This window comes from Firmicutes bacterium HGW-Firmicutes-1 (genome assembly GCA_002841625.1).
Taxonomy (GTDB): domain Bacteria; phylum Bacillota; class Clostridia; order Lachnospirales; family Vallitaleaceae; genus HGW-1.
Map to the genome: position 1 here is coordinate 13391 of PHAG01000015.1, position 23877 is coordinate 37267.

At 33.4% G+C, this 23877-nt stretch carries 23 protein-coding genes; 17 read left to right on the plus strand and 6 right to left on the minus strand.

Annotated features, from left to right (window positions below; translation table 11 throughout):
* The first annotated feature begins 31 nt into the window (after positions 1-31).
* The 5 genes from glpK to CVU84_16090 all read left to right on the plus strand — a co-directional run bounded on the left by glpK (position 32) and on the right by CVU84_16090 (position 5149).
* Positions 32-1528, plus strand: a complete 1497-nt coding sequence (glpK, locus tag CVU84_16070; protein PKM93334.1) for a glycerol kinase — start codon at positions 32-34, stop codon at positions 1526-1528.
* A 102-nt stretch (positions 1529-1630) separates the two neighbouring features.
* Complete coding sequence (locus tag CVU84_16075; GenBank protein ID PKM93388.1) at positions 1631-3130, plus strand: FAD/NAD(P)-binding oxidoreductase; 1500 nt, start codon at positions 1631-1633, stop codon at positions 3128-3130.
* Positions 3111-4379, plus strand: a complete 1269-nt coding sequence (locus CVU84_16080; protein PKM93335.1) for a pyridine nucleotide-disulfide oxidoreductase — start codon at positions 3111-3113, stop codon at positions 4377-4379. Before CVU84_16075 ends, CVU84_16080 begins: the two co-directional genes overlap by 20 nt.
* 28 nt (positions 4380-4407) lie before the next feature.
* Positions 4408-4776 (plus strand): molybdopterin oxidoreductase, encoded by a 369-nt coding sequence (locus CVU84_16085; GenBank protein ID PKM93336.1) that lies wholly within the window; start codon positions 4408-4410, stop codon positions 4774-4776.
* A 34-nt stretch (positions 4777-4810) separates the two neighbouring features.
* A complete protein-coding gene (locus CVU84_16090; protein ID PKM93337.1) occupies positions 4811-5149 on the plus strand; it encodes a hypothetical protein in 339 nt (112 codons plus the stop codon).
* Between the two features lie 52 nt (positions 5150-5201).
* Here the strand turns inward: CVU84_16090 and CVU84_16095 are convergent, their stop codons facing one another.
* Positions 5202-5468: a hypothetical protein gene (locus tag CVU84_16095; GenBank protein PKM93338.1), complete on the minus strand. Its 267-nt coding sequence runs from the start codon at positions 5466-5468 to the stop codon at positions 5202-5204.
* A gap of 122 nt (positions 5469-5590) precedes the next feature.
* Between CVU84_16095 and CVU84_16100 the strand changes: the two genes are divergently transcribed.
* Together CVU84_16100 and CVU84_16105 are read left to right on the plus strand one after the other, a co-directional pair.
* Complete coding sequence (locus CVU84_16100; protein ID PKM93339.1) at positions 5591-6925, plus strand: ribulose 1,5-bisphosphate carboxylase; 1335 nt, start codon at positions 5591-5593, stop codon at positions 6923-6925.
* 313 nt (positions 6926-7238) lie between these two features.
* Entirely contained in the window at positions 7239-8051 is an 813-nt protein-coding gene (locus tag CVU84_16105) for a hypothetical protein (protein ID PKM93340.1), read from the plus strand.
* Here CVU84_16105 and CVU84_16110 read toward each other — a convergent pair.
* The 4 genes from CVU84_16110 to CVU84_16125 form a co-directional block, all read right to left on the minus strand.
* Positions 8041-9864, minus strand: a complete 1824-nt coding sequence (locus CVU84_16110; protein PKM93341.1) for a hypothetical protein — start codon at positions 9862-9864, stop codon at positions 8041-8043. The genes CVU84_16105 and CVU84_16110 overlap by 11 nt on opposite strands.
* Before the next feature lie 73 nt (positions 9865-9937).
* Complete coding sequence (locus CVU84_16115; protein PKM93342.1) at positions 9938-10747, minus strand: hypothetical protein; 810 nt, start codon at positions 10745-10747, stop codon at positions 9938-9940.
* Positions 10744-11439 carry an ABC transporter ATP-binding protein gene (locus CVU84_16120; GenBank protein ID PKM93343.1) on the minus strand — a complete coding sequence of 232 codons (696 nt, stop codon included), beginning with the start codon at positions 11437-11439 and terminating at the stop codon, positions 10744-10746. Before CVU84_16120 ends, CVU84_16115 begins: the two co-directional genes overlap by 4 nt.
* A 1-nt stretch (position 11440) precedes the next feature.
* The gene (locus tag CVU84_16125; GenBank protein ID PKM93344.1) at positions 11441-11797 is read right to left on the minus strand and encodes a GntR family transcriptional regulator; all 357 of its coding nucleotides are present in this window, start codon (positions 11795-11797) and stop codon (positions 11441-11443) included.
* A gap of 188 nt (positions 11798-11985) precedes the next feature.
* Between CVU84_16125 and CVU84_16130 the strand changes: the two genes are divergently transcribed.
* Genes CVU84_16130 through CVU84_16140 form a run of 3 tightly spaced genes read left to right on the plus strand, consistent with a single transcriptional unit; the run spans position 11986 to position 14902 of the window.
* Positions 11986-13377, plus strand: coding sequence for a Trk family potassium uptake protein (locus CVU84_16130; GenBank protein PKM93345.1), 1392 nt, complete (start codon positions 11986-11988; stop codon positions 13375-13377).
* Positions 13378-13434: 57 nt separating this feature from the next.
* Positions 13435-14091 carry a potassium transporter Trk gene (locus CVU84_16135; protein ID PKM93346.1) on the plus strand — a complete coding sequence of 219 codons (657 nt, stop codon included), beginning with the start codon at positions 13435-13437 and terminating at the stop codon, positions 14089-14091.
* A 10-nt stretch (positions 14092-14101) separates the two neighbouring features.
* Positions 14102-14902, plus strand: coding sequence for a 23S rRNA (guanosine(2251)-2'-O)-methyltransferase RlmB (locus CVU84_16140; GenBank protein PKM93347.1), 801 nt, complete (start codon positions 14102-14104; stop codon positions 14900-14902).
* 125 nt (positions 14903-15027) lie between these two features.
* Here CVU84_16140 and CVU84_16145 read toward each other — a convergent pair whose 3' ends face one another.
* The gene (locus tag CVU84_16145) at positions 15028-15822 is read right to left on the minus strand and encodes a hypothetical protein (protein PKM93348.1); all 795 of its coding nucleotides are present in this window, start codon (positions 15820-15822) and stop codon (positions 15028-15030) included.
* Positions 15823-16042: 220 nt separating this feature from the next.
* On the opposite strand from CVU84_16145, the gene CVU84_16150 reads away from it, so the two are divergent.
* From CVU84_16150 to CVU84_16180, 7 genes are all read left to right on the plus strand, one after another.
* Entirely contained in the window at positions 16043-17188 is a 1146-nt protein-coding gene (locus CVU84_16150; protein ID PKM93349.1) for an RNA methyltransferase, read from the plus strand.
* 23 nt (positions 17189-17211) lie between these two features.
* Positions 17212-18858 (plus strand): peptidase C1, encoded by a 1647-nt coding sequence (locus CVU84_16155; GenBank protein ID PKM93350.1) that lies wholly within the window; start codon positions 17212-17214, stop codon positions 18856-18858.
* 35 nt (positions 18859-18893) lie between these two features.
* Positions 18894-19883, plus strand: coding sequence for a DHH family phosphoesterase (locus tag CVU84_16160; protein PKM93351.1), 990 nt, complete (start codon positions 18894-18896; stop codon positions 19881-19883).
* A gap of 4 nt (positions 19884-19887) precedes the next feature.
* Positions 19888-20808, plus strand: a complete 921-nt coding sequence (locus CVU84_16165; protein PKM93352.1) for an alpha/beta hydrolase — start codon at positions 19888-19890, stop codon at positions 20806-20808.
* A 34-nt stretch (positions 20809-20842) separates the two neighbouring features.
* Positions 20843-21712 carry a hypothetical protein gene (locus CVU84_16170; protein PKM93353.1) on the plus strand — a complete coding sequence of 290 codons (870 nt, stop codon included), beginning with the start codon at positions 20843-20845 and terminating at the stop codon, positions 21710-21712.
* Between the two features lie 93 nt (positions 21713-21805).
* Positions 21806-23356 carry a hypothetical protein gene (locus CVU84_16175; protein ID PKM93354.1) on the plus strand — a complete coding sequence of 517 codons (1551 nt, stop codon included), beginning with the start codon at positions 21806-21808 and terminating at the stop codon, positions 23354-23356.
* A gap of 21 nt (positions 23357-23377) precedes the next feature.
* Positions 23378-23728, plus strand: coding sequence for a PilZ domain-containing protein (locus CVU84_16180; protein ID PKM93355.1), 351 nt, complete (start codon positions 23378-23380; stop codon positions 23726-23728).
* The last annotated feature ends 149 nt before the right edge of the window (positions 23729-23877 follow it).

Here is a 23877-nt window from a genome sequence, read left to right on the forward strand (position 1 = left end):
TTTTAATAAATGGAAAGGTGGTAAGGCGGCAATGAAAAAATATATTTTAAGTATTGATCAAGGAACTACTAGTATTAGGGCGATTTTTTTTAATCATGCTGGGGAAATTTGTAGTGTATTTGCAAAGGAATTTGCACAATTCTATCCTCATTCGGGTTGGGTAGAACAAGATCCAATGGAAATGTGGCAAGTAACTGTTGAAGTTATAGCAGCTGCTATGAAAAAAGCTAGCATTACAGAGGATGAAATCGTTTCTATTGGTATCACAAATCAACGTGAAACATCAATTGTTTGGAACAAAAATACTGGAGAACCAATCTTCAATGCTATCGTATGGCAAGATAGAAGAACAGCGGAATTCTGTGACGAATTAAAAGCTAAAGATCCTAATGCTAACCAAACTGTTAGAGAAAAAACAGGTTTAGTGATAGACTCTTATTTCTCTGCAACAAAAATAAGATGGATGCTAGATAACGTCCCAGGCGCTCGTGAGAAAGCAAATAATGGAGAATTACTTTTCGGTACAGTTGATACTTGGATTTTATGGAATCTTACTGGCAGAAAAAATCATGTAACAGATTATAGTAATGCTTCAAGAACAATGGTTTACAATATTCATACTCTTGAATGGGATAAAGAGTTGTTAGAAATGTTTGATATACCAGCGTCAATATTACCAACAGTATTACCTAGCAGTGGAGAATTTGGTGTTACTGCTCAAATCTTTGATAGAGCTATCCCAATTACTGGCGATGCTGGTGACCAACAAGCAGCTACATTTGGTCAAGCTTGTTTCAAAAAAGGTATGGCTAAGTATACATATGGTACAGCAGGCGTTATGATGATGAATATTGGTGAAAAACCATTTTTATCAAAGAACGGACTTTGTACTACAATCGGTTGGGGCCTTAACGGCAAAGTTGAATACTTATTAGAAGCTGTTGTATTTGCTGCAGGTGCATCAATGCAATGGTTACGTGATGAATTGAAAATGGTAGAAGCAACACCTGACTCTGAATACTTTGCAAGTAAAGTAGAATCAGGAGAAATTTATCTTGTTCCAGCACTTGTAGGATTAGGCGCTCCATATTGGAATTCTTACGCTAGAGCAGCTATCTTTGGTATGTCTAGAGGCACTACAAAAAATCACATTATTAGAGCAACATTAGAGTCCTTAGGATATGCAACAAGAGATTTATTTGATTGCTTCTCAGAAGATTTAGGCGAAAGATTATCTATCTTAAAGGTTGATGGTGGCGCTAGCAACAATAACCTATTGATGCAATTTATCGCTGATATCGTTGACGTAGAAGTTGAAAGACCGGACAACGTAGAAACAACAGCTGCTGGAGCTGCTTACTTAGCTGGTTTAGCAGTAGGATTCTGGAAAGATCAAGATGACATCGTTAAAAATAGAACGATTAATAGATTATTCAAACCAGAAATGACTGCAGAAAGAAGAACTGAACTTTATAAAGGTTATAAACGAGCTGTAAAAGCTACATTAGCTTGGGCAGACGACAAATAGACATTTGATTCAAACATAATTATTTGGGAGGCGTTTACATGAATGGTATGTAAACGCTACCCAAGTTATTATAAAAAAATCATAAAACAAGGAGATGAAACCATGGAAACAGATATTTTGATAATTGGTGGTGGTGTGATTGGTACTTCAATTGCATATCAACTAGCAAAATACAATTTAAACATTACTCTAGTGGAAAAAGCTAGTGATGTTTGTATGGGATCAAGCAAAGCGAATTCTGCTATGATTCATAGCGGCTTTAACATTGATGCAGACAAATTAAAGGGTAAATTAGCTTTGGAAGCAAATCGAGTAATTAAGAAATTATGCGAGGAATTAGATGTATGTTTGGAAAAGCCATTTGGTTCAATAACAGTTGGATTCGATGAAACTGACCTAGAGAAAATGAAAAAGACATTAGAAAATGGCACAAAAAATGGTATTAAAGGCATGAAGATTCTTGATCAAAAAGAATTGCATGAAATGGAACCTAATTTAAATCCAGAGGCGAAATATGGATTATTCGAACCTGAAACAGGGATTATTAATCCATTTGAATATACGGTAGCATTAGCAGAAAATGCAGTGCTTAATGGTACTACGGTTTTATTTAATACCGAAGTTTTAGACGTTATTGTTAAAAATAAAACAGTCTTTGGTGTTAAGACGAACAAAGGTGATATTGAGGCTAATGTTGTTATTAATGCAGCAGGGCTGTATTCAGACAAAATAGCAAGTATGGTTGAAGAAATAGAATTTAATATTACACCAAGAAAAGGACAATATTTCATATACGATAAAAAATGGGGTAAATTATTAAATCATACAATATATACATCTCCAACTAAAGTTTCAAAGGGGATGATTGTTAATCCTACAGTTCATGGAAATATAATAGCAGGTTCAAATGCGGAAGAAATTGATGACAAAACAGATTTAGCTACTACTGCAGAAGCCTTAAATGACATATATAAAAATGCGATTTCACATTTATTTCCTGCTTTACCAAGAATGGGTGAAGTAATTACTGCATTCTCTGGACTTAGGGCAGCAAGTGATAACGAAGATTTTATTATTGAACATGCTAAAACAGTAAGGGGACTCATCAATGTTGCAGGAATTCAATCACCAGGGTTAACATCAGCACCTGCTATAGCCACTATGGTTGAGGGTCTCATTAAAGAGTTAGATTATGATTTGGATTTTTCTCCAAAAGCAAATTATATTATCGGTAGAGAAAAACCTGTACTGCTTGCAGAATTATCTTATGAGGAGAGAACTTCTTATATTGAAAAAAATCCTGATTTTGGCGAAATCATTTGTAGATGTGAGTCCATTAGCAGAGGCGAAATTATTGATGCAATTCATAGACCTATACCAGCGATGGATATGGATGCAATTAAACGTAGAGTTAGAGCAGGAATGGGACGTTGTCAAGGCGGTTTTTGCGGAACTAAGGTACTAGACATAATTAGTAAGGAGTTACATATTTCTCCGCTCGAGGTTACACTAAAAGGTGGAAAATCTACGGTATTAGCGTTTAGGAATAAAGAATTATCTTTAGAGGAAGGAGATAGCAGTCATGAAAAAATTAGAGTATGATTTAGTCATTGTTGGTGGAGGTCCTGCTGGTCTTGCAGCAGCACTAGAAGCAAGAAAAAATGGCGTTAAAAAAGTACTTATTTGTGAAAGAGCCTCTTACCTAGGGGGTATTCTACAACAATGTATTCATAATGGATTTGGTTTACAATATTTTAAGGAAGAATTAACTGGTCCAGAATATGCAGGTCGATTTATTAAAGAGGTTGAAAATTCTGATATTGATGTGAAATTAGGAACTATGGTAATGGAAATAATGGAAGATAAAAAAGTAATTGCTGTAAACAGAGAAGATGGAATGTTTTCTGTAGAGACAAAGGCGGTAATCTTATCAATGGGTTGTAGAGAAAGAACCCGTGGTGCTATTACAATACCGGGTAACCGTCCAGCAGGCGTTATGACAGCAGGTACAGCACAAAGCTATGTAAACTTAGAAGGATTTATTCCGGGAAAAGAAGTAGTAATTCTAGGATCTGGAGATATTGGATTAATTATGGCAAGACGACTTACCTTAGAAGGCGTAAATGTAAAAGGTGTTGTTGAACTTATGCCTTATTCTACAGGGTTAGTACGAAATAGAGTTCAGTGTTTGGATGATTATGGTATTCCACTATTATTAAGCCACTCTATCATTGACATTCATGGTAAAGAAAGATTAGAAGGTGTAACTATAGTAGAAGTTGGTAAAGATCTTAAACCAATAGAAGGCACAGAGCAATATGTTGCGTGTGATACTCTTTTACTTTCAGTAGGTTTAATACCAGAAAACGAATTGTCTGCCAATTTAGGCTGCCAAATAGATAGTGTAACTAGAGGACCTGTAGTGAATGAAAAACGCATAACAAATATTCCTTGGGTATTTGCTTGTGGTAATGTACTTCATGTACATGATCTAGTTGATAATGTTACACAAGAGGCCGAAATTGCTGGTAAAGCAGCGGCAGCATTAATTAATAACGAAATGAATAAAGAAGAAAAGGATGTAGAAATTACACATGACAATCATATTGGATATGTAGTGCCTCAACATATTGATGCATTAAATAATCAAGAAAAAGCAGTAAAATTCTATTTACGTGTAAAAAATCCTAATGAAGATATAAAATTAGTAGTAAAGGATAATACTGATAAAACTTTATTAACAATAAAAAAAGCAATAGTTGAACCAGGAACAATGATAACGTTCTCTTTGCCAAGAAAGTTTGTTACAAATGATACTTCATCAATTAATATTTCCATTTCTAAGGAATAGTCAGAAAAATATGGAGGTGAAAAAAGTCGTGGAAGAAACAAAATTAATTTGCATTGGTTGCCCTAAAGGGTGCAATTTAAATATAACTCACACTGGTAAGACTATTCATGAGGTTGCTGACTATAGTTGTAAAATTGGACTAGAGTATGCTAAAACTGAATTCATTGAACCAAAGAGAATTATAACAACTACTGTGAAAATAAAGTCCGGAAACTTACCTTTTGTACCCGTTAAAACAATGAATCCAGTGAATAAAGAAAAAATATTCGAAATTATGAAAATCATAAGTAAATTAGAAATTGAATCCCCAGTAAAGATTGGAGATGTAGTAATGTCAAATCTTGCCGGAACAGGTGTGGATTTAGTGTGCACTAGAAATATTGAAAAAGTATCTTAAGTATGGTTACAATAAATTATTAATCATAAGGAGAATGTTTATGAAATATTTTGTAAGATTGAAAGATGTTGAGGCTACACAAAGACCTTATTATACCAGTCAATATTTAGTAAACGAAGAAAATGGTTGTGTAGCTGGTTGTTTCACTGGTATCAGTAGCCATCACAGAACAGAATATCCAAATTCACAATCCCATGAGGATCAAGAAGGATTTCTCGTTTTACAAGGAACGGGATGGGCAAAGGTTGGAGAGCAAGAGTTTAAGCTTGAGCCTGAAACAGCATTTATAGTTCCGGCTGGCGTAGATCATGCTGTAAGAAGAGATGAAGATTCCGAAGTACTTAAGGTTTTCTGGTTTCATGCGGCTATATGAATTTAGATCTATATGAAAATATTTTCAATATTGATAATAATATTATTGTGAACTAGAATGTATTTAAGGATAGTATTTGGCCAATATCCAGAAAACATGAATAGAAGTAAAACGTAACAACAAGAAAAGCAAGAAAAACAAGAAAAGCAAGAAAAGCAAGAAAAGCAAGAAAAGCAAGAAAAGCAAGAAAAGCAAGAAAAGCAAGAAAAGCAAGAAAAGCAAGAAAAGCAAGAAAAGAGAAAAGCAAGAAAAGCAAGAAAAGCAAGAAAAGCAAGAACAGCAAGAACAGCAAGAACAGCAAGAAAGGCAAGAAAGGCAAGAAAGGCAAGAAACAAAACAAAACAAAACAAAACAACCAACAAAACAACAACAAAATACATAAAACAAAAACACCAAACAAAAACGCAAAAAAATAACATTAATAATGACGGAGGAATAAAAATGAATAGACTATATAGTAATGTATTAAATAAGCTTTATGAGGGTGCTGATATTGAAAACCTAATCGTAGCAACATATTTAGTTGGAGCTGAAAAACATGAAGATCCCATTTTAAAGGCTGCAAGTATCGCTATTGAACAAACAACTGGTTCATGGGTTGATGTAGCTGGAGAAACAGATGAAGTAAGAGAGTTATATGCAGGCAAAACAATTAGTGTATATGAGGTTCCTGATTTTGAAACTAAAATGGATCTTGATAAAACTGTTGGCGAAGATGGAATGAGATTTTATATAATGAGGATTGGATATCCAGTTGTAAACGTTGATGATAATCTTCCATTATTCTTTGCTACAGTAACTGGAAATATTATGGCAATGCCATATTTAAAGCTTTTAGATGTTGATTTCCCTAAAAACTTTGTAAAGAAGTTCAAAGGACCAAAGTTTGGTATTCAAGGCGTTAGAGATCTATTAGGAGTTTATGACAGACCTTTATTAAACAACATGATTAAGCCATGTACAGGATACACACCAGAAGTCGGAGCAAAATTATTTTATGATGCTGCAGTAGGTGGCGTTGATATCGTGAAAGATGATGAACTAATTGGTGGAGACAGAGCATTTAATAAACTTGAAGATAGAGTAAGAATGAATATGGCAGCGGCTGCAAAAGCAGATGCAGTGAAAGGTGAAAAAACATTATACACGGTTAACATCACTGATGAGGTTTCTAGACTTAAAGATAACGCTTTAAGAGCTATCGCAGCTGGAGCGAATGCGATTATGGTAGACGCATTTGGTATTGGATTATCAGCTCTAAGAGATTTAGCAGAAGACCCAAGGATTAATGTACCAATCTTATCACATAGTTGCTACAGTGGAGCACAAACAACTTCTAAGTATCAAGGAGTAAGCTCGGTAGTAATGACAAAATTAACAAGAATGTGTGGAGCAGATATCATCTTACTTGAGGCTCCTTGGGGCAAATTTGATAATTTAGCAAACAAATATATATCAAGAGTTATTGCTTGTACAGGCAAATTATACGATATGAAACCTTCTATGCCATTTATGGGTGGTGGAGTCGTAGAGGGCTTAATACCTACAATTCTTGATGCTACAGGAAATGATTGTTTATTAGGAGTTGGAGCAGCTATCCATGGCTACCCAGATGGCCCTACAAAAGGTGCTGTAGCCTTTAGACAGGCAATTGACGCACATATGAAGGGTCAAGACTTAGAAGAAGCCGGCAGAGAGCACAAAGAATTAGGCGTTGCATTAGCAAAATGGGGCGTTTATGGAAAAGATAACGTGAAGAAAAACTATTTAATCTAATTCATTACAATTTTTAAACCCATTCATAGTTCTATTTAATATATAACAGAAGTAAGTATTACCCCTATACCCCCAAAGAACCAATAAACTTTGTAGAACATTGCAAAATTTATTGGTTCTTTATTGTTACAAAACAATCTTTTAATTTACTAGGAAAGTTCTGCATATGCAATTGGAAAAGCGGCAGATATGAAACTAGGATTTTTAACTTGCCGCAGCCGATTTTCTTGTCGAACCGTTTTACAATTTTATGAGTGTATGGTAAAATTATGATGACCCAATAAACGAAGTGTTAACTATGAAGGAGAGTACAATGGAAGTAGAAGATATTATTCAAGAAATTATTGATGAAGAGGATGAACAGCTAAGACAACAGCTTAATTCTAAAAATAAAGAAGAAGATATGAAAGGCAAGGAAGAAAAAAACATAAAAAAAATGAAGCTTATTTTAGTTGCAATCATAGGCTTATTTGTATTTATGATGATATTTCCATGGTTTAAATTAGGAGGAAATACAACTTATAAAGGCTTTGTTAGAATATCCCAAAATATTATTTCTAAAGAATACAAGGATTTAAATATTAGTGAGCAAAAAGTTTATGAAGGCGTATTTATCGAAGCGTCTCCTGTAGATTTGATTGTATATGTTTTTGATTATTTTGATGAGCATAAGACAATTCAAGATGAAAAAAGGAATGAGGTACAGTCTGTTTTTTCTTGGTTACATATCATTTATATCATTTCCTATATTGGAATAGTACTACTATCCCTGATTTCAATATTTATACTTTTCATTTTTAAAGAGTTAAAAGGGTTAAAATTAGTTGCATTTTTTTCGTTAATAGGATTTTTAATATTTGCATTAAACTTTATTGTTATGAAAATTTCATATTTTAACATGTTTGCACTTAGGGCATTAAATGAATTAAGAATGCTAGAAGGTTATGATGCAGCTATATTGACTCAAAAGGGTATTGCAGTAAAAACAGTATTTTATCCATATACGATGACGTTAACAACCCCGTTTTTTTTAGCCTTAGGGTTATCATTGACATGGATTATTATGAGTATCGGAATGAGTAAATTAAAAAATAAAAGAGAACGTGATGCTAGGCTTAATGGCTAATGTATTTTTCGACTACGTTATCCATAGTTGTAAAAGGCAACTCCGCATGTACTAATATCATATCGTGAAAATCTTTTATATCAAAGTTATTACCCAGTGATTGCTTGCTCTGCTCCAAGTAGCCTTCGATTTTATAACCACCATATACATAATGAATGATTTCGCCTGGGTGTGCTATCATACGATTCACAATTCTTTGAGCAGATTCTTTTGGAAACCCTAAGTCTAAAAAAGCTTGTAGAGCTTCTGTTGAGCTAATTCCATCATAATGATATCTTATGTCAATAAGCAACATATAGTAGTAGGAAAGCTTGCTGGTTGCTTTTAGTAGTTGTGTAAAAGGTTCCTCTAAACCGTAATAATCTATGCTAATACCTTGGACGTATTGAGCCCAGCCTTCCTCATAAGGTAACCATGAACATACCTTTCGAATCATAGGCAAATCGCTTTCGTAAAATTTACTAAAATACATATGATGACCAGGAATATTCTCGTGAAAATATAATTCTAGTGTTGTTGAATTAATATTGGTATATGCACTTTCTTGTAAGTACATGTTCCCATACTCCTCTCCGTCAATTGCTACAGGAAAATAAAAACCTGCAGCAACATAATCTTCTAAGTAACTCGGAATGACATATTCTGAGGCTCTATCTATATCATAGTCATAGAACTGCTCATTTAAGCATTTTTCTTCTACTGCATATAAATCCTCCAAGCTATCATAGGTTGGCAATTTACAGGTAAGCTCCTCGTATTCCATAAGTTCGGGGTAGTCAGCGTAGAGTTGTTCTACCTTTCCCATAGTATTATATAGTTCATTCGTTACCCATCCCCTAAGCTCTTCAACAGACATATCATAGGAGGTTTCTTTTTTGATAATATATTTATAATAATTTTGACCATTTTGAAAAGAGCAAATGCCTTGATCAGTATTGGCTAGTTTTTTAGTATCATTAATTGAAGTGATAAGTTTCTCGTAGGCTGGATAAATTTGTTCGGAAATAATAGATAAGCAAGCGAATTTATAAGCCTCTTTTGTTTCGTGGTCCATATTGATCATTTCATCAATTCGGTCTTCAAAGGATAAATATAAAAGAAAGTTTTCAGGCTCGACTAATAAGCTATCAAGCTGCAAGATTACCAAATCATATAATTCGCGAGGCATAAGTAAACCCTTCGTGGCCTTCACTTTTTCATACTCTATTAACTGATTAAATAACCTTGGAATTTGTTGTAAACGCATTAAATAGGCGTCCACATCTTCCTTTGTTGATAGATCAATCTGTATCAAGGCAAGCAATAGATTCATTTGAATACCAGAGCTTGGTTCAATGATATGGTTATAATATATGTAAGGTTCTCCATTGACAATGAGCTGGTTTTGGAACTCGAGCATTTCATAAGTTTCTTTTTGTTCATAACTCAGCAAATCATAATCTATGTTTGCTAATTCGTCTAATATTAGACGAGACTTTTGTATTTTCTTATGAAAGGCTGAAGGGGAGAAGTCATCTAATTGATAAGTTAATTCCTCCAAGCCTAGAGCTTTTAAATCATGATACATAAAAGTTGCAGCAAGTGGTGACGAACTTATGATGTCAGGCACTAAGCAAGTGGTCCATGTATTAAAGTCATCCATTTCTTTTTGGATGCTTTCAGGAGTATAGCTGATGATAAGTTCTTCTTTTTGTAATAAAGCAGATGAAGGTCCATGATATGTTTTATAGATAAAAATAAAGATGAATAAAATGAGTAGGACGGCAGTAAATAGGATTGATATCCTTAATCGTTTACTTAATTTTGTATTCAAAAAAAGCTCCTTTCGGTTTTTCTAATCAAAAAAAAAGACCTAGTAACACTATATGTTACTAGGCAAAATATTATTATAGGTCTACGCGTTTGTTCAAAAGCTTTCCAGAGAAGTAGAAAAGCACACCAATATATATTGGGAACAATGCGCATGCAATTCTAAGATACTTGTAAATATATTCGGTAATAACGGATGGATCTGGTGTTGTTGAAGATAATTGAACCATTTCGTTCATATCCCCAATGAACCCAAAGGATGCAAGTGCAGTAGCATTAATGATCTCCATAAGACTATAGATAGCGATGAAGAAAACCAAACTAATTATCCAACCAATTTTAGAATCAGACAATATTGTCTTTCTTAAGGTGATTGCAAGAATTGCAATCATGATGACTGTAAACCATTCAAAGGTGCTTGCAGTTACAAATAAAAAGAATTGACCTAGAGAAGGTAATACGTTTGACTGCTTAATTACATGAAAGATCTCTCCACTTACTTGATTTATCTGATCATAGTATAAGGTTTTGGTAAACTGAAAGTTAAGAAACATGAGACCAAATACTACAATTACTACAAATAACAATTCTATCAAGCTAACAAGACCTTTTGACCCAATGATTTTATAGCCACTCGTTGGTGTTAAAAACAATGAATAGCCCTGCTTCTGATTTAAGTCAAAGGAGTAAGAGCGAATTGTATCAATAAAAACCATGAGAATTCCGCCGGCAATCATTGTAAATATAAAGACCATAGATAGTAGTATCCATTCACCACCTTTATAGATCCCAAAAAGAATTCCCAGCTCTAAGAATGCTAAAATGATCAATGAAATAAATATATTGTTTTGTTTTCTTAGAAGTTCATATTTTATTAACTTAATCATACTTCATACACCTCCCTGTAAAGGTCAACAATTGATTTTCCATGTTTTTCTCTTACTTCTTCGGCATTTCCCATAACAACAATCTTTCCTTCCTTAATGAAAATAACATCGTCTAATATTTTTTCCATTTCATCAATCAGATGACTTGAGATTAACAAGGTGTTTTCAGGAGTTGCACGTTCAATCATTGCATTTATTATTTGATCTCTGGCTATTAAATCTATTCCGTTTAGGGGTTCATCTAACATAAATAGCTTAGCGTTTCGAGACATAGTAGCAGCGATCTTTAGTTTGGAAGCCATACCTGAGGATAGTGATGACACTTTCGTTCTCATGTCAAGTTTCATTGTGTCAATTAATCTTTTATAGGTATCTATCTCAAAATCCTCATAAAAATCCTTATGAAATTGACCTACTGTTTTAATTGTCATGTATTCATACAAGTATTGTTCTGTAGTCATATATGCAACATGTTTTTTGGAGTTTACTCCAACGGGGCTACCTAATACTTCGATGCTACCATTTGTGGGATGAAAAAGACCTGCAATCATTTTCATGAGTGTAGATTTACCACTACCGTTAGGTCCTAATAACCCATATATTTTTCCGGGTTCAAGTGTTATTGAAGCTCCGTCAACAGCTAGTGTTTTCCCAAACCGTTTACTTAAATCATTTGTTTGTAATAAAGCCATATTATTCACGCTCTCTTTCTTTAATAATTTTTACCATATCCGAGAAGTTATATCCCAATTCTGTCATTTCTGCTATGAAGTGATCAATTACCTTGTTAGCCATTGGTTCTTTTAGTTTTAAGAGGGTCTCCTCAGAATCTGTTACAAAAGTTCCTAGACCTCTTTTTGTAAAACAGATGTTTTCTAGTTCTAGTTCCTTATAAATCCTAGCTGCAGTATTTGGATTAACGTTATAGGAGACAGCAAGGCTTCTAGTAGAAGGGAGCTGCTCTCCGGGCCCTAGGATTCCAAGTATTAATTGTTTTTTAATGGCATCCATAACCTGAAGATATATTGGTACACTAGTATTAAATTCCATATCTACGCCTCCCGTATTAGTGTCATAGATACATAGTACACCAATAAGGTGTAGCTGTCAAGTGCGTTTTGAATTATATTTATATTGGCATTAGGGGGAAACATTTTATATTACTGAATAATAATTGTCATTACGACAAACATGAGTTATAATATATGAGGGTTATTATATATTTACGGAGGCAATGAATGGAAAAGAAAGGCATTATAATGAATTTGAAACCTACACAAATACTTGTGATAGGGTTTTTGTTAGTTATATTAATCGGTGCATTAGCATTAAATCTTCCAATGTCTAGTTATGACGGACATAGTGTCGGCTTTGTAAATGCTTTATTTACTTCTACCTCTGCAGTGTGTGTAACAGGATTAGTGGTAGTCAATACATTAAACCATTGGACGTTTTTTGGAAAGATAGTTATCTTAGGACTCATTCAAATAGGTGGTTTAGGATTTATGACGATTGCGACGACTTTATTTATAATCCTTGGTAAAAAGATTAGATTAAAGGAAAGACTAATTATTCAAGAAGCACTTAATCAGTATACCTTGTCAGGCATGGTAAGATTGACAAAAAATGTCGTTCTAGGTACTTTGCTTATAGAGGGTATTGGTGCAATATTATTATCTATTCGCTTTGTACCAGAGTACAAATTGTATGGTGTCTTTATGGGTATTTTCCATTCGGTATCATCATTTTGTAATGCAGGCTTCGACATAGTCGGAGATCAGAGTTTAGCACCTTATGTAGGGGATGTTTTGGTTAATATTACGATTATGACCTTAATTGTTTTAGGTGGTTTAGGTTTTACGGTTTGGTTGGATTATATTAAGCTTCTAAAAGATAAAAAGAAATATAATTATAGTTTAAGAAGGTATTTTCATAAATTAACACTCCATACGAAGTTGGTTACGGTTCTTACCGTCGCCTTGATTGGAGTAGGTTTTCTCTTTTTTTTAGTAATTGAAGGTATGAACCCGGCAACACTTGGACCTTTGAGTTTGAAAGAAAAAATACTTGGTAGCTTGTTTCACTCAGTGACGACAAGGACTGCGGGCTTTAATACATTATATCTTCCAGGAATGAATGATGCATCGAAGTTCATGACTATTATTTTGATGTTTATTGGAGGTTCTCCTGCGGGTACAGCAGGGGGGATAAAAACAGTAACCTTTGGTATTATATTTTTGGCAGTTGTATCTGTAACAAAAGGAAGAGATGATGTTGAGGCGTTTCATAAAAGAATTTCTTGGGACATTGTTAAGAAGGCATTGGCGGTCATGGTGATCAGTATAACAGTTGTTATTAGTGCTACAATGCTGCTATCCTTAACAGAGGTTGCAATTATGCATAAGTTTAGTTTTATGGATGTATTCTTTGAAGCAGTTTCTGGCTTTGGTACAGTAGGCTTATCACTAGGAATTACATCAGCGCTATCACCCATTGGAAAGATTATACTTTGTTTTACCATGTTTATTGGTAGATTAGGACCAATCACTATGATGGTTGCCTTTTCATTAAAAGATAAAAAACACAAGAGCACAATTAGAAATCCAGAGGAAAAAGTAATGGTAGGGTAAGAAAAGTGCCTATATATAAATATTGTCATTAAATGGTTTTATCATTGGAGGATTATTATGGCTAAGAAAAGAGATTTTGTTGTATTTGGGTTAGGTAAATTTGGACGCAGTGTTGCACAAACTTTATCAAAAAATGGGTGTGATGTACTTGCGATTGATATTAATGAAGAAATCATTCAAGATATATCTGAACGTGTTACTCATGCAGTACAGGCGGATGTTACTGACGCAGAAGCGCTACATGCACTTGGCATTAGAAATTTTGATGTTGCAATTATTGCGATATCTAATAATATGCAATCAAGCATTATGGCTACAATCTTGGCGAAGGAATTAGGCGTTCCATTTGTAATAGCAAAGGCACAAAATGATATTCATAAAAGGGTATTAGAAAAAGTTGGAGCCGACAAGGTGGTTTTTCCCGAAAGAGAAATAGGAATTCGCATTGCAAATAACTTAATATCAGATAACTTTGTTGACTATGTTGAGTTATCGGAAGAATATAGTATCGTTGAGATAACAGCTAAGGATGCATGGGTAGGCAAAACGTTAAAGGAATTAAATTTAAGAGCAAAATTCGGTCTTAATGTAATGGCTATTAGAAATAGTGATGATACTCTAACAATTACACCTGGTCCAAATGAAGTGTTAAGAGAAAGAGATGTATTGGTTGTCATTGGTAGCAATGTAGAGTTGCAAAAAATAAACAATTAAGGGATACTTTATGATTACTAGTGTTCAGAATGTCAGAATTAAAAGGGTATGTGCTTTACAGCAAAAACAAAAGGAAAGAAATAGTGAAGGTGTGTTTGTTGTAGAGGGCAAAAAGATGATGGAAGAAACACCTGTTGAGCTGATAGAAGAGGTATTTGTTACCGATACCTTTTATCAACATAATAAGCAATATTTGGATGCATTATCACTCAAAAGCTTGGAGCTTGTAACTGACAAGGTGTTACTTCATATGTCTACTCTTGTAACTCCTCAAGGCATTCTGGGTGTGGTAAGGCAAAGAACGACGCAGCTTAATGGTTTAAACCTAGTAAATAAACCTTTGTTGATTGCTTTAGATAACATACAAGATCCTGGAAATATGGGCACAATTATAAGGACTGCAGATGCAATTAATGCACAAGGGGTAATCATATCAGCTGGATCGGTAGATATCTATAATCCAAAGGTTGTAAGGGCTACTATGGGGTCGATTTTCAGGGTTCCAATTATCATTGAGGCTGATCTAGTAGATGTCCTAATGCAATTATCAAAAAGAGATATTAGGCTATATGCTGCACATTTAAAAGGTGATGATTATTACTATTCTATGGATTATAAGGAAAGTACATGCTTTTTGATTGGCAATGAAGGAAATGGGTTATCAGAAGAGGTTGCGGCACTAGCATCTTCCTATATTAAGATACCAATCTTAGGTCAAGCTGAATCGTTAAATGCAGCAGTAGCAGCTGGAATTTTGATGTATGAAGCAGTTAGACAAAGAGAACAAAGCACTTGTCAGGCAAATACTTAAGTTTAAATTATATAAGGGTTTCTTTGCTTTTTTGTGATAGAGCGAAAATGGATAATAGTCAAATAAAAAGGGAGTACTAAAACTTATAAGTTTTGATACTCCCTTTTTGCTAGGAAATAGATTTTCTATACTGATATGTTCGTCTTTAGGTTACTAAAATACTTTAATATATTTCCGATGTAAACAGAATTTATGAAGAAAAAGATCCCGAAAAACAATTGAGATGGTATGAAATTGATTGCTTTTAATACCTCCATGATTACAATTGAAGTAGTCATTGAATATATGGCTATTTTATAAGATTGAGAAAAACTCAAAGGTACCCGAAGTAAGTTCTTGAAAAATGAAACCAAGAAATATGAGAATAAGCTTTTCAACAATACAGAAATCAGTGCAATCAGTAAAGCTAAACAACCATAACCAATAGCAAAGATGGTTTGATAGGACTGTATGATTTCAACTAGCTCATTATTATCTAGGTGTTGGACCATAAAAATATCATAACCAATTGATCTTGGTGTTGTTCCTAATTGTGAATATACAATATTATTTGGAGTAAATAAATATCCCATATAATATCCGGCTAAGTCATTATAGGAATAGCTATTAGTCTTATCAATAATTACTCTTATAGATTTATCTTCGATTGAAAAAACAAAGGGTTCATCATCATAAATTTCGAGCTTTTTATCTTGGAGTTTAAAGGAAGGAAAATTTTCACTGTTAATAAATTCAATCGTATCGGAGGTTTTATCATAAGACAATAATCCAGAATAAATTGAATATGGCGTAGATAAAAGTATAGATAGCAATACTAAATATAAGAATGACTTAAATAAGTGCTCATGAATAATTGTTACATAAAAAGCACTGGAAGTCATGCTTAAATATATTTTGCTAAAAAAACGAGGCTTTTTCATGGAAATGTGATCCTTTCTTCTGATAAAATTATTGAGTCCAAAGGATTTTCATTAGACATCTTGTACTATTATATCATAGAATAATCGATAATTGGTTTAAAGATGAAACAGATATTAAAATGTATTGAAAAATTAATTTTACTTTATTGAGTTATTGGTTACAATAACGTATAATAAAGGATAGAACAGTTATGATTCACTAGAAGTTTAGGAGAAAAAAATGACAGAATATACATTAACCATTCCATGCCTATTTGGTATAGAGGCAGTTGTTAAAAAAGAAATACAAAAGTTAGGTTATAATATCCAAAGCGTTGATGATGGTAGAATTACCTTTGTTGGGGATGCAGGGGCTATATGTAAGAGCAACCTGTGGGTAAGATCAGGGGAAAGAGTACTTTTAGACATAGGTCAATTTGAAGCTAAAACCTTTGATGAATTATTTGAAGCAATCAAGAAATTACCATGGGAAGATTATATACCTGAAGATGGTAAATTTTGGGTGTCAAAAGCTAGTTCGATAAAATCTGAGCTTTTTAGTCCTTCTGATATTCAATCCATTGTCAAAAAAGCAATTGTTGAAAGATTAAAAAAGACGTATAAGGTTGATTGGTTTAAAGAAGATGGGCCAGAATTTCCAATGCGAGTATTTATTAAAAAAAATATTGTATCAATTGGCATTGATACTTCAGGAGCTTCCCTTCATAAGAGAGGCTATAGACAATTTTCAGGAATAGCACCAATTAGAGAGAGCTTAGCGGCAGGGATCATTCAATTATCTCCATGGAACAAAGATCGTGTATTTGCGGATCCTTTTTGTGGAAGTGGAACTTTCCCAATTGAAGCAGCTATGATGGGCGCAAACATTGCACCTGGTTTAAATAGAAGCTTTGTAGCTGAAAGCTGGCAACATTTGATTCCATCTAAGTGTTGGAAGGAAGCTGTTGATGAAGCCAAGGATTTACAAGATCATTCAGTAGAATTAAATATTCAAGCATTTGATGTAGATTATCAAATATTAAAAATAGCAAGAGAAAATGCAAAAACTGCAGGTGTTGATCAGTATATTCATTTTCAAGAAAGAGAAATGCAAAAGTTTACATCTAATAAAAAATGTGGTGTAATTGTGACAAATCCTCCCTATGGTGAAAGATTAGAAGATAAAAATAGTGTAATTAAATTATACAAAGAAATGGGAGAACAATTTAGGTTACTTGACACATGGTCTTATAGTATCATTACATCCTTTGAGGACTTTGAAAGACATTTCGGAAAAAGTGCTGATAAAAAAAGGAAGCTTTATAGTGGGATGCTTAAAACAAACCTCTATCAGTATTTGGGTCCAAAGCCGCGTTATAATAGTTAAAATCCGGGAAAGGTGGTAAGGAATTGAAAAAAAATTTCACGAGTATTTTTCTTGCAATCTTAATATCCCTTTTAGTGCAAGTGAGTGTAGTTGCAACAGAGCAGAGCAAAGATAATATAAAAGTGCAACTAAACAATGACAAGGTCATTTTCAATGAAAAGGTGGGATTCCCATTTTTGGATGGCAACAATAGAGTGCAGACGCCTTTTAGAGTTATATTGGAAATGTTTGGCGCTAAGGTAACTTGGAATGAAAATGAAAAAATGGCGATTGCCCAAAAGGGTGATATTATTGTAAAAGTACCGATTGGGAAGAAGTATATCTATAGAAATTCTGATGTAATTATTAACGACACCAATTCTATGCTAATCAATGGAAGAACCTATTTACCTATTCGAGCAGTTATGGAAAGCTTTGGATGTGACGTAAACTGGTCCGAAAAAGAAAAGGTAATATACATAAGTAACACGAACAATGATACAACAATCAATAAGATACCTTCAAAATATGATTTAAGAAAATTCAATAAATTAACACCTGTTAAGGATCAAAAGGAAATTGGTGCATGCTGGGCGTTTGCCACACTTGGATCAATTGAATCAGTGCTGATGCCTAGTAAGGCGTTTGACTTATCGGAGGATCATTTAAGCTTAGGTCATGGTTATAACGTCTCTCAAAACAAAGGTGGAGATTTTAATATTGCTATGAGTTACTTGGCTAGGTGGGATGGACCGGTTTTAGAAGTTGATGATCCCTATGGTGACGGTAAAATGAATGCTACAGCAAAGGTAGTTAAGCATGTTCAAGAGGCTAAGGTTTTGCCATCCAAAGACTATAGTGCTATAAAGCTATCACTTCTTCTTTATGGTGGAGTGCAATCTGCCATGTATTTTGATGAAAGTTTAACAAAAGGTAACAATACAATATATAATAATGAAACATATTCATTTTATTATAAAGGAAATGCTAAATTTAATCATGCAGTAGTCATTGTAGGGTGGGATGATAATTATCCAAAGGGTAATTTCTCGACACAACCAGAGGCAAACGGAGCTTTCATTTGTAAAAATAGCTATGGTAAAGATTTCGGAGATGATGGATATTTTTATGTTTCATACTTTGACAAACACATTGGAACAGAGAACGTGGTGTATTCGAGAGTTGATAATATTTCTAACTATTCTCGAATTTATCAAACAGATTATTTAGGATGGGTTGGTCGTTTAGGCTATGGTACAGACTCAGCCTATTTTGCGAATGCTTATGATATAAAGGATAAAAAAGAAAATCTTCGAGCAGTTAGCTTTTATGCAACAGATAAAAATACAAAATATGAGGTATATGTAGTTAAAAAGTTTAAAACTACTTCTGATTTCAAGAATATGACGCTAGTGAAAAAGGGATCGTTAGACTACGAAGGTTATTATACAATTGATTTTGATTCTCCTATTTTAATAGAGAATAAGTTTGCAGTTGTTGTAAAAATTACTACAGCAGGTAGTAGCTTACCGGTAGCAGCAGAATACTATAAAAAAGTTGATTGGTTAGATAAGGTTATTATTAGTGATGGTGAAGGTTATATGAGTCAACATGGTACTTCTTGGGACAGTACTGAAAATATATTTGATAGTAATGTCTGTTTGAAAGCCTTTACTAGTACTATAGAATAGATGCAATGAAATGAAATTCGAAAGGGGATGGTAATATGAGTAGTGCATTTTTAGGTTTACTTGACATCATTAAAGGAGCAGAAAAGGTTTATATTCAGCCCCATAATATGCCGGACCCAGATGCAATTGCAAGTAGCTTTGCGCTATGTGAACTACTGAAGAAATTTAATATTGAAGCAAAAATAATATATATGAATGTAATAGAAAAGGTTAATTCAAAGAAGATGGTAGAAATGTTTAATATTAATATGGTGGTAAAGGAAAATAGCTTTTTAAGTTCTCCTAATGATTTTGTGATTTTGATTGATTCACAAGCAGGCAATTCGAACATAACATCAATAAGAGGCAAAAAAGTTGCGGTAATTGACCATCATCATGACATGGGAGATCAAAACTATGTCTTTAAGGATATTCAAGAGCAAGTTGGTGCTTGTGCTACAATTATCACTAGTTACTATAAGGACTTAAATATTGAACCGTCTACAGATGTAGCTACTGCACTTTTATATGGTATTATGAGCGATACAAATAATTTAACAAGATCATCTGAACAAGGTGATTTAGATAATTTTTATTGGTTATATGGATTATCTAATCTTACAAAAATTAAGAAGCTTAGAATGAATGAAATTGGCAGAGAGGATATATATGCTTATGCTAAAGCATTAGAGACCTTTGAAATATACGGGAACATAGGGTTTGTACACATCGAAAATTGCAACGATTCGCTATTGGGCACAATCAGTGATATGGTGTATACTATTGAAGGTACATCCATTGTAGTATCCTACGCAAAAAGACCCGATGGAATTAAATTTTCAGTTAGAAGTGGTGAAAAATATATTTACGCCGATGAATTGGTTAAACATATATTAAAAGATAAAGGTGTAGGTGGTGGACACAAGGAAATGGCCGGTGGATTCATCGCTCAAGAAGAAATGTATTTCCTTCAAAATAAGGAATTAGATACGTATGTAAGATATAGAACAATTGGTTTTGTTGAAGAAAAAACGAATAGGAGATAGTGTTATGGAGGAAAAGCGTTTTAGGATTGATGGAATAGACGGCAGTAGTATTCATATTATGATGTATAGAGGGGAGGATTCCCCTATTGGCATAGTTCACCTGTTGCATGGTATGGCCGAACATTGTGAAAGATATAGGCACTTCGCAAGTTATTTGGTAAGCAATGGATATGTTGTTTATACACATGATCATAGAAAGCATGGAAAGAGCATTGCAAAAGGGCAAACAATTGGAATATTTGACAAAAAAGATACCTTTTCTAATGTAATTGAAGATGTTAGAATCGTTCAAGATTTCATTAAGAACAGGGAAAAAGGGCTTGAATTGATTTTGCTAGGACATAGTATGGGATCGCTTATTTGTAGAAGATATCTTCAAGAGCATGGAGCCTACGTTTCCAAGGCGATCATTATGGGCACAATGGCAGCTCAACCGCTTCTTTTGAAAGTAGCAATAATATCAGGAAAGATTGTAAGACTTTTTTCTTCAAAGGGCTCCAGAAGTGCCTTCTTAAATAAATTAGTTGTAGGTGGATTTAATTTGCAGTTTGAGCCTACAAGGACTGAATGTGATTGGCTTTCGAGAGACAACAGTCAGGTAGATAAATATCTATCCGACGAACTATGCGGGTACAGCTATTCAGCAACCTTTTATATTAATCTGTTTAAGGAGGTTATGATTAGTCAAGTAAAAGCAAATATAAAGAAAACACCTCAAATACCGTTGCTCTTTGTTTCGGGTGCATCAGATCCAGTTGGATTTAATAGTGAAGGTGTTAAGAAAGTAGTGAACTTGTATGAAGCATTTGGCTATGGAGAAAACGTTTCCTTAAAGCTATTTGACGGTTGTAGACACGAAATATTAAATGAAATTAATAAAGAGGAAGTATATTATTATATTTTGGATTGGATTAAAAATCATTAATAGGATGGATTACTGAGAGAGCGGGGATGAAGTTATGAAAAATAAGGTTTTAGTGAATGTTGCAGGATCTGCTACAAGAAAAATTGCATTATTTACAGTGGTTAATTTAGGTTATGATTTTATTGAATTTCAAAGCCCAGAGGATTTGAAATTTAAACATAGTCTTTTAAAGGATTCCATTATAATGCTATTGCATGAGATAAATTATGCTACATATGAAAGAGATTTTGAAATGATTAAAGAAGTAAGCAATAAAAAAATAAAAGTGTTGCTCATTATTGATAGGTATGAAACTAAGGTGATTGACGACGCTATAGAGGCGGGTGCCAATGATATTATTGTCTTACCGTTGAAAGAAGAAATGCTAAAAAGTAAAATAAAAAACATTCTTGCAAATATAGTTAAGCCTTTTGAGTTAGAAGAAGATAATGAGTATTCCTATATAGATGATACAATCATTGATCACGAAATCATTCGAGCAGACAGAGGGAATTATAGTATTTCTTTGGTAATGGTTGAGCTACATAGCATTAATGAGGAAGAAATCATTGAATTAATTGAGAAACTAAAGAGTAGACTCAGAGAAACAGATTTGGTAATGAGATATGGTCCTTTAAAACTTTTGTTAATTTGTCCTTTTACTGGCAAAGAAAATATTGTCGAGGTTGAAAATAAGGTTAGAATGTTAGTGAAAGAAAATTTCAATAAATTTAAAAATAAGGCTAGTGTCACGATTTATGGAATTTCTTATCCTAAGGATGGAGAAAGAGCAAGGGAATTAATAGAATTATTAGATGAGGGAATAATGAACAGTAGACTACTTGGAAGAATAAGAGGAACATTTAGTGATATTAGAAAAGAAGAAATTGAAACCTATAAAAAATTGTTTAACAAGAAGTATTAAAGAAGCTAAAATAATTTGAAAACACGACTTAAATAGTGTAAAATGTTGTTAGATGTACATAAAGCATTTAATTAGCATGGAAAGGGATAAAAAGTGGAAAATGACATTAAAATCCAACTTCATAATAAATTTAATACTTTACATGATTTAATTGATCAACTTGATTATAACACTGCAATTGACTTGTGTAATGAAATTTTGAATGATTGCATTGAAATAAATGATATTGCTGGTAAGATTGAAGTCAATCAAATTATGAGCAGGGTGAGCTTTAATAGATCCGATTATGCCAATGCATATGAATACGCGTTAAAGGCAGCCGAGTTATTAGAACAAGTGCAGTCTGTTAATAGAGCATTGGACAATCTTAATTTCTTTGCAAAACTTATGATTAGGCAGGAGGCCTTCAAAGAAGCTATTGAGCTTCTAAAGAAGGGATTAAAAATTGCACATAAATATGATAAAAGCAAGCAAGTTGCAAGTATGTTTAATAGTATTGGAGAAGCACATTTTTACTTGCAACAATATGATACTTCAGAGGGATATCTTAAAAATGCTTTAGAAATTGCTCAGAAAAACACCTATAAGCATATTACAGAAATCAAAGTGAATTTGGCACGATTATATATTGCTAAAGGCGTTTTTAATGTTGCTAAAACCTTTTTAGAAGATGCAGAGTCAGAGGCCAATGATAGCAATAATGTAATTCAATTAATTTGGTGCTATATTCTTGACGCTAACATTTCCTATGAGAAGAAGTATTATGATTTGGCAATTGATTATGCCAAGAAGGCTGAAATTCTATCAGATAAATATGAGTTTAACTATGAACTACTTTGCTCTTATGAGTGGCTACATAAAGCTTATGCTAAGCAAGGTGAATTTGAAGTTGCCTATGATTCGTCTAAAAAATTTATTGAACTCCAAAGAAAAATGAATAAAAAAGATAGAGAAGACATTCTCTCAAGAATGCGAATTAAATATGATGTGTATCAATATCAAAAGGAAATGAGAGTTCTTAAAGCTAGTTACGAAAAGGTTACGCAACAAAGGCAAGAACTACAATATGTAATGGATATTTTAGGAAAGCAAAATGAAGAGCTATTATCAATTGCTATCAATGACTATTTAACTGGAGCATACAATAGAAAGTACTTCATGCTTAAATTTGATGAGGAATTCAGTATAGCAGATGAACATAGTAAAGATTTAGCGTGTATTGTATTTGATGTTGATAAGTTTAAAGGAATCAACGATACCTACGGTCATATTGCTGGAGATACAGTGATTAAACATATTGTAAACATATGTAATATGGTTGCTGATAAAAGTGATATTATTGGTAGATTCGGTGGAGATGAGTTTGTCATTATTCTTATGGGAAAAGGCTTAGAAGATGCCCGAAATGTTGGATATAAAATCCTTGAAACCTTACGAAACTCACCAGTAACAGTTGAAGAAGTTGAAATAATTTCAACAATTAGTTTAGGGGTTACAGATAATAAAATCGGTCATCCAAATAATGCTGAAGACATGATAAGAATTGCTGATAAAGCGCTTTATAAAGCGAAGGATAATGGAAGAAATCAATTGTGTATTGCAACTGAGGAGATACAAGCTGCTAATTATACACAACTAATCTAATCATATAAGGAGGGATACCATATGGATGAAAGAAGAAAGCATAAGAGATTGCCGATCTTTTTGCAGTTGGAAATTAACAAGTTATTTAAACAGGACAATGAAATTATTGAGAACCTTGAAGAGGATATTGAGGTTATTAATATTTCGAAAACTGGATTAGGATTTTTGAGTAAGGCACAATTTCCGTTGGAATATTATTTTAATGCAAAGATAGAATTTGATAAGACACAGTTCTTTTATTGCGTACTTAAGATTATAAGGAAAGAGGCGATTGAAGATACCGTTCTTTACGGTTGTGAGTTTGTAGGACTTGCGGAGTTTTTATCTAAAAAAGTTGATGAGTATGAAAAGTTACTTAATCACGAAGCGTAATATTGGCAAGAGGTTATTTCTAGATATAGAGATAGCCTCTTTTTTGTCCAGTAAAAGTTCTACTTTCCACGAAGCATAGAACAAAGCGTTAGATATCATAAATTATTATGTAACGGGCTGACATGCGCTTTGTTCTTGGGTAAAAGAGT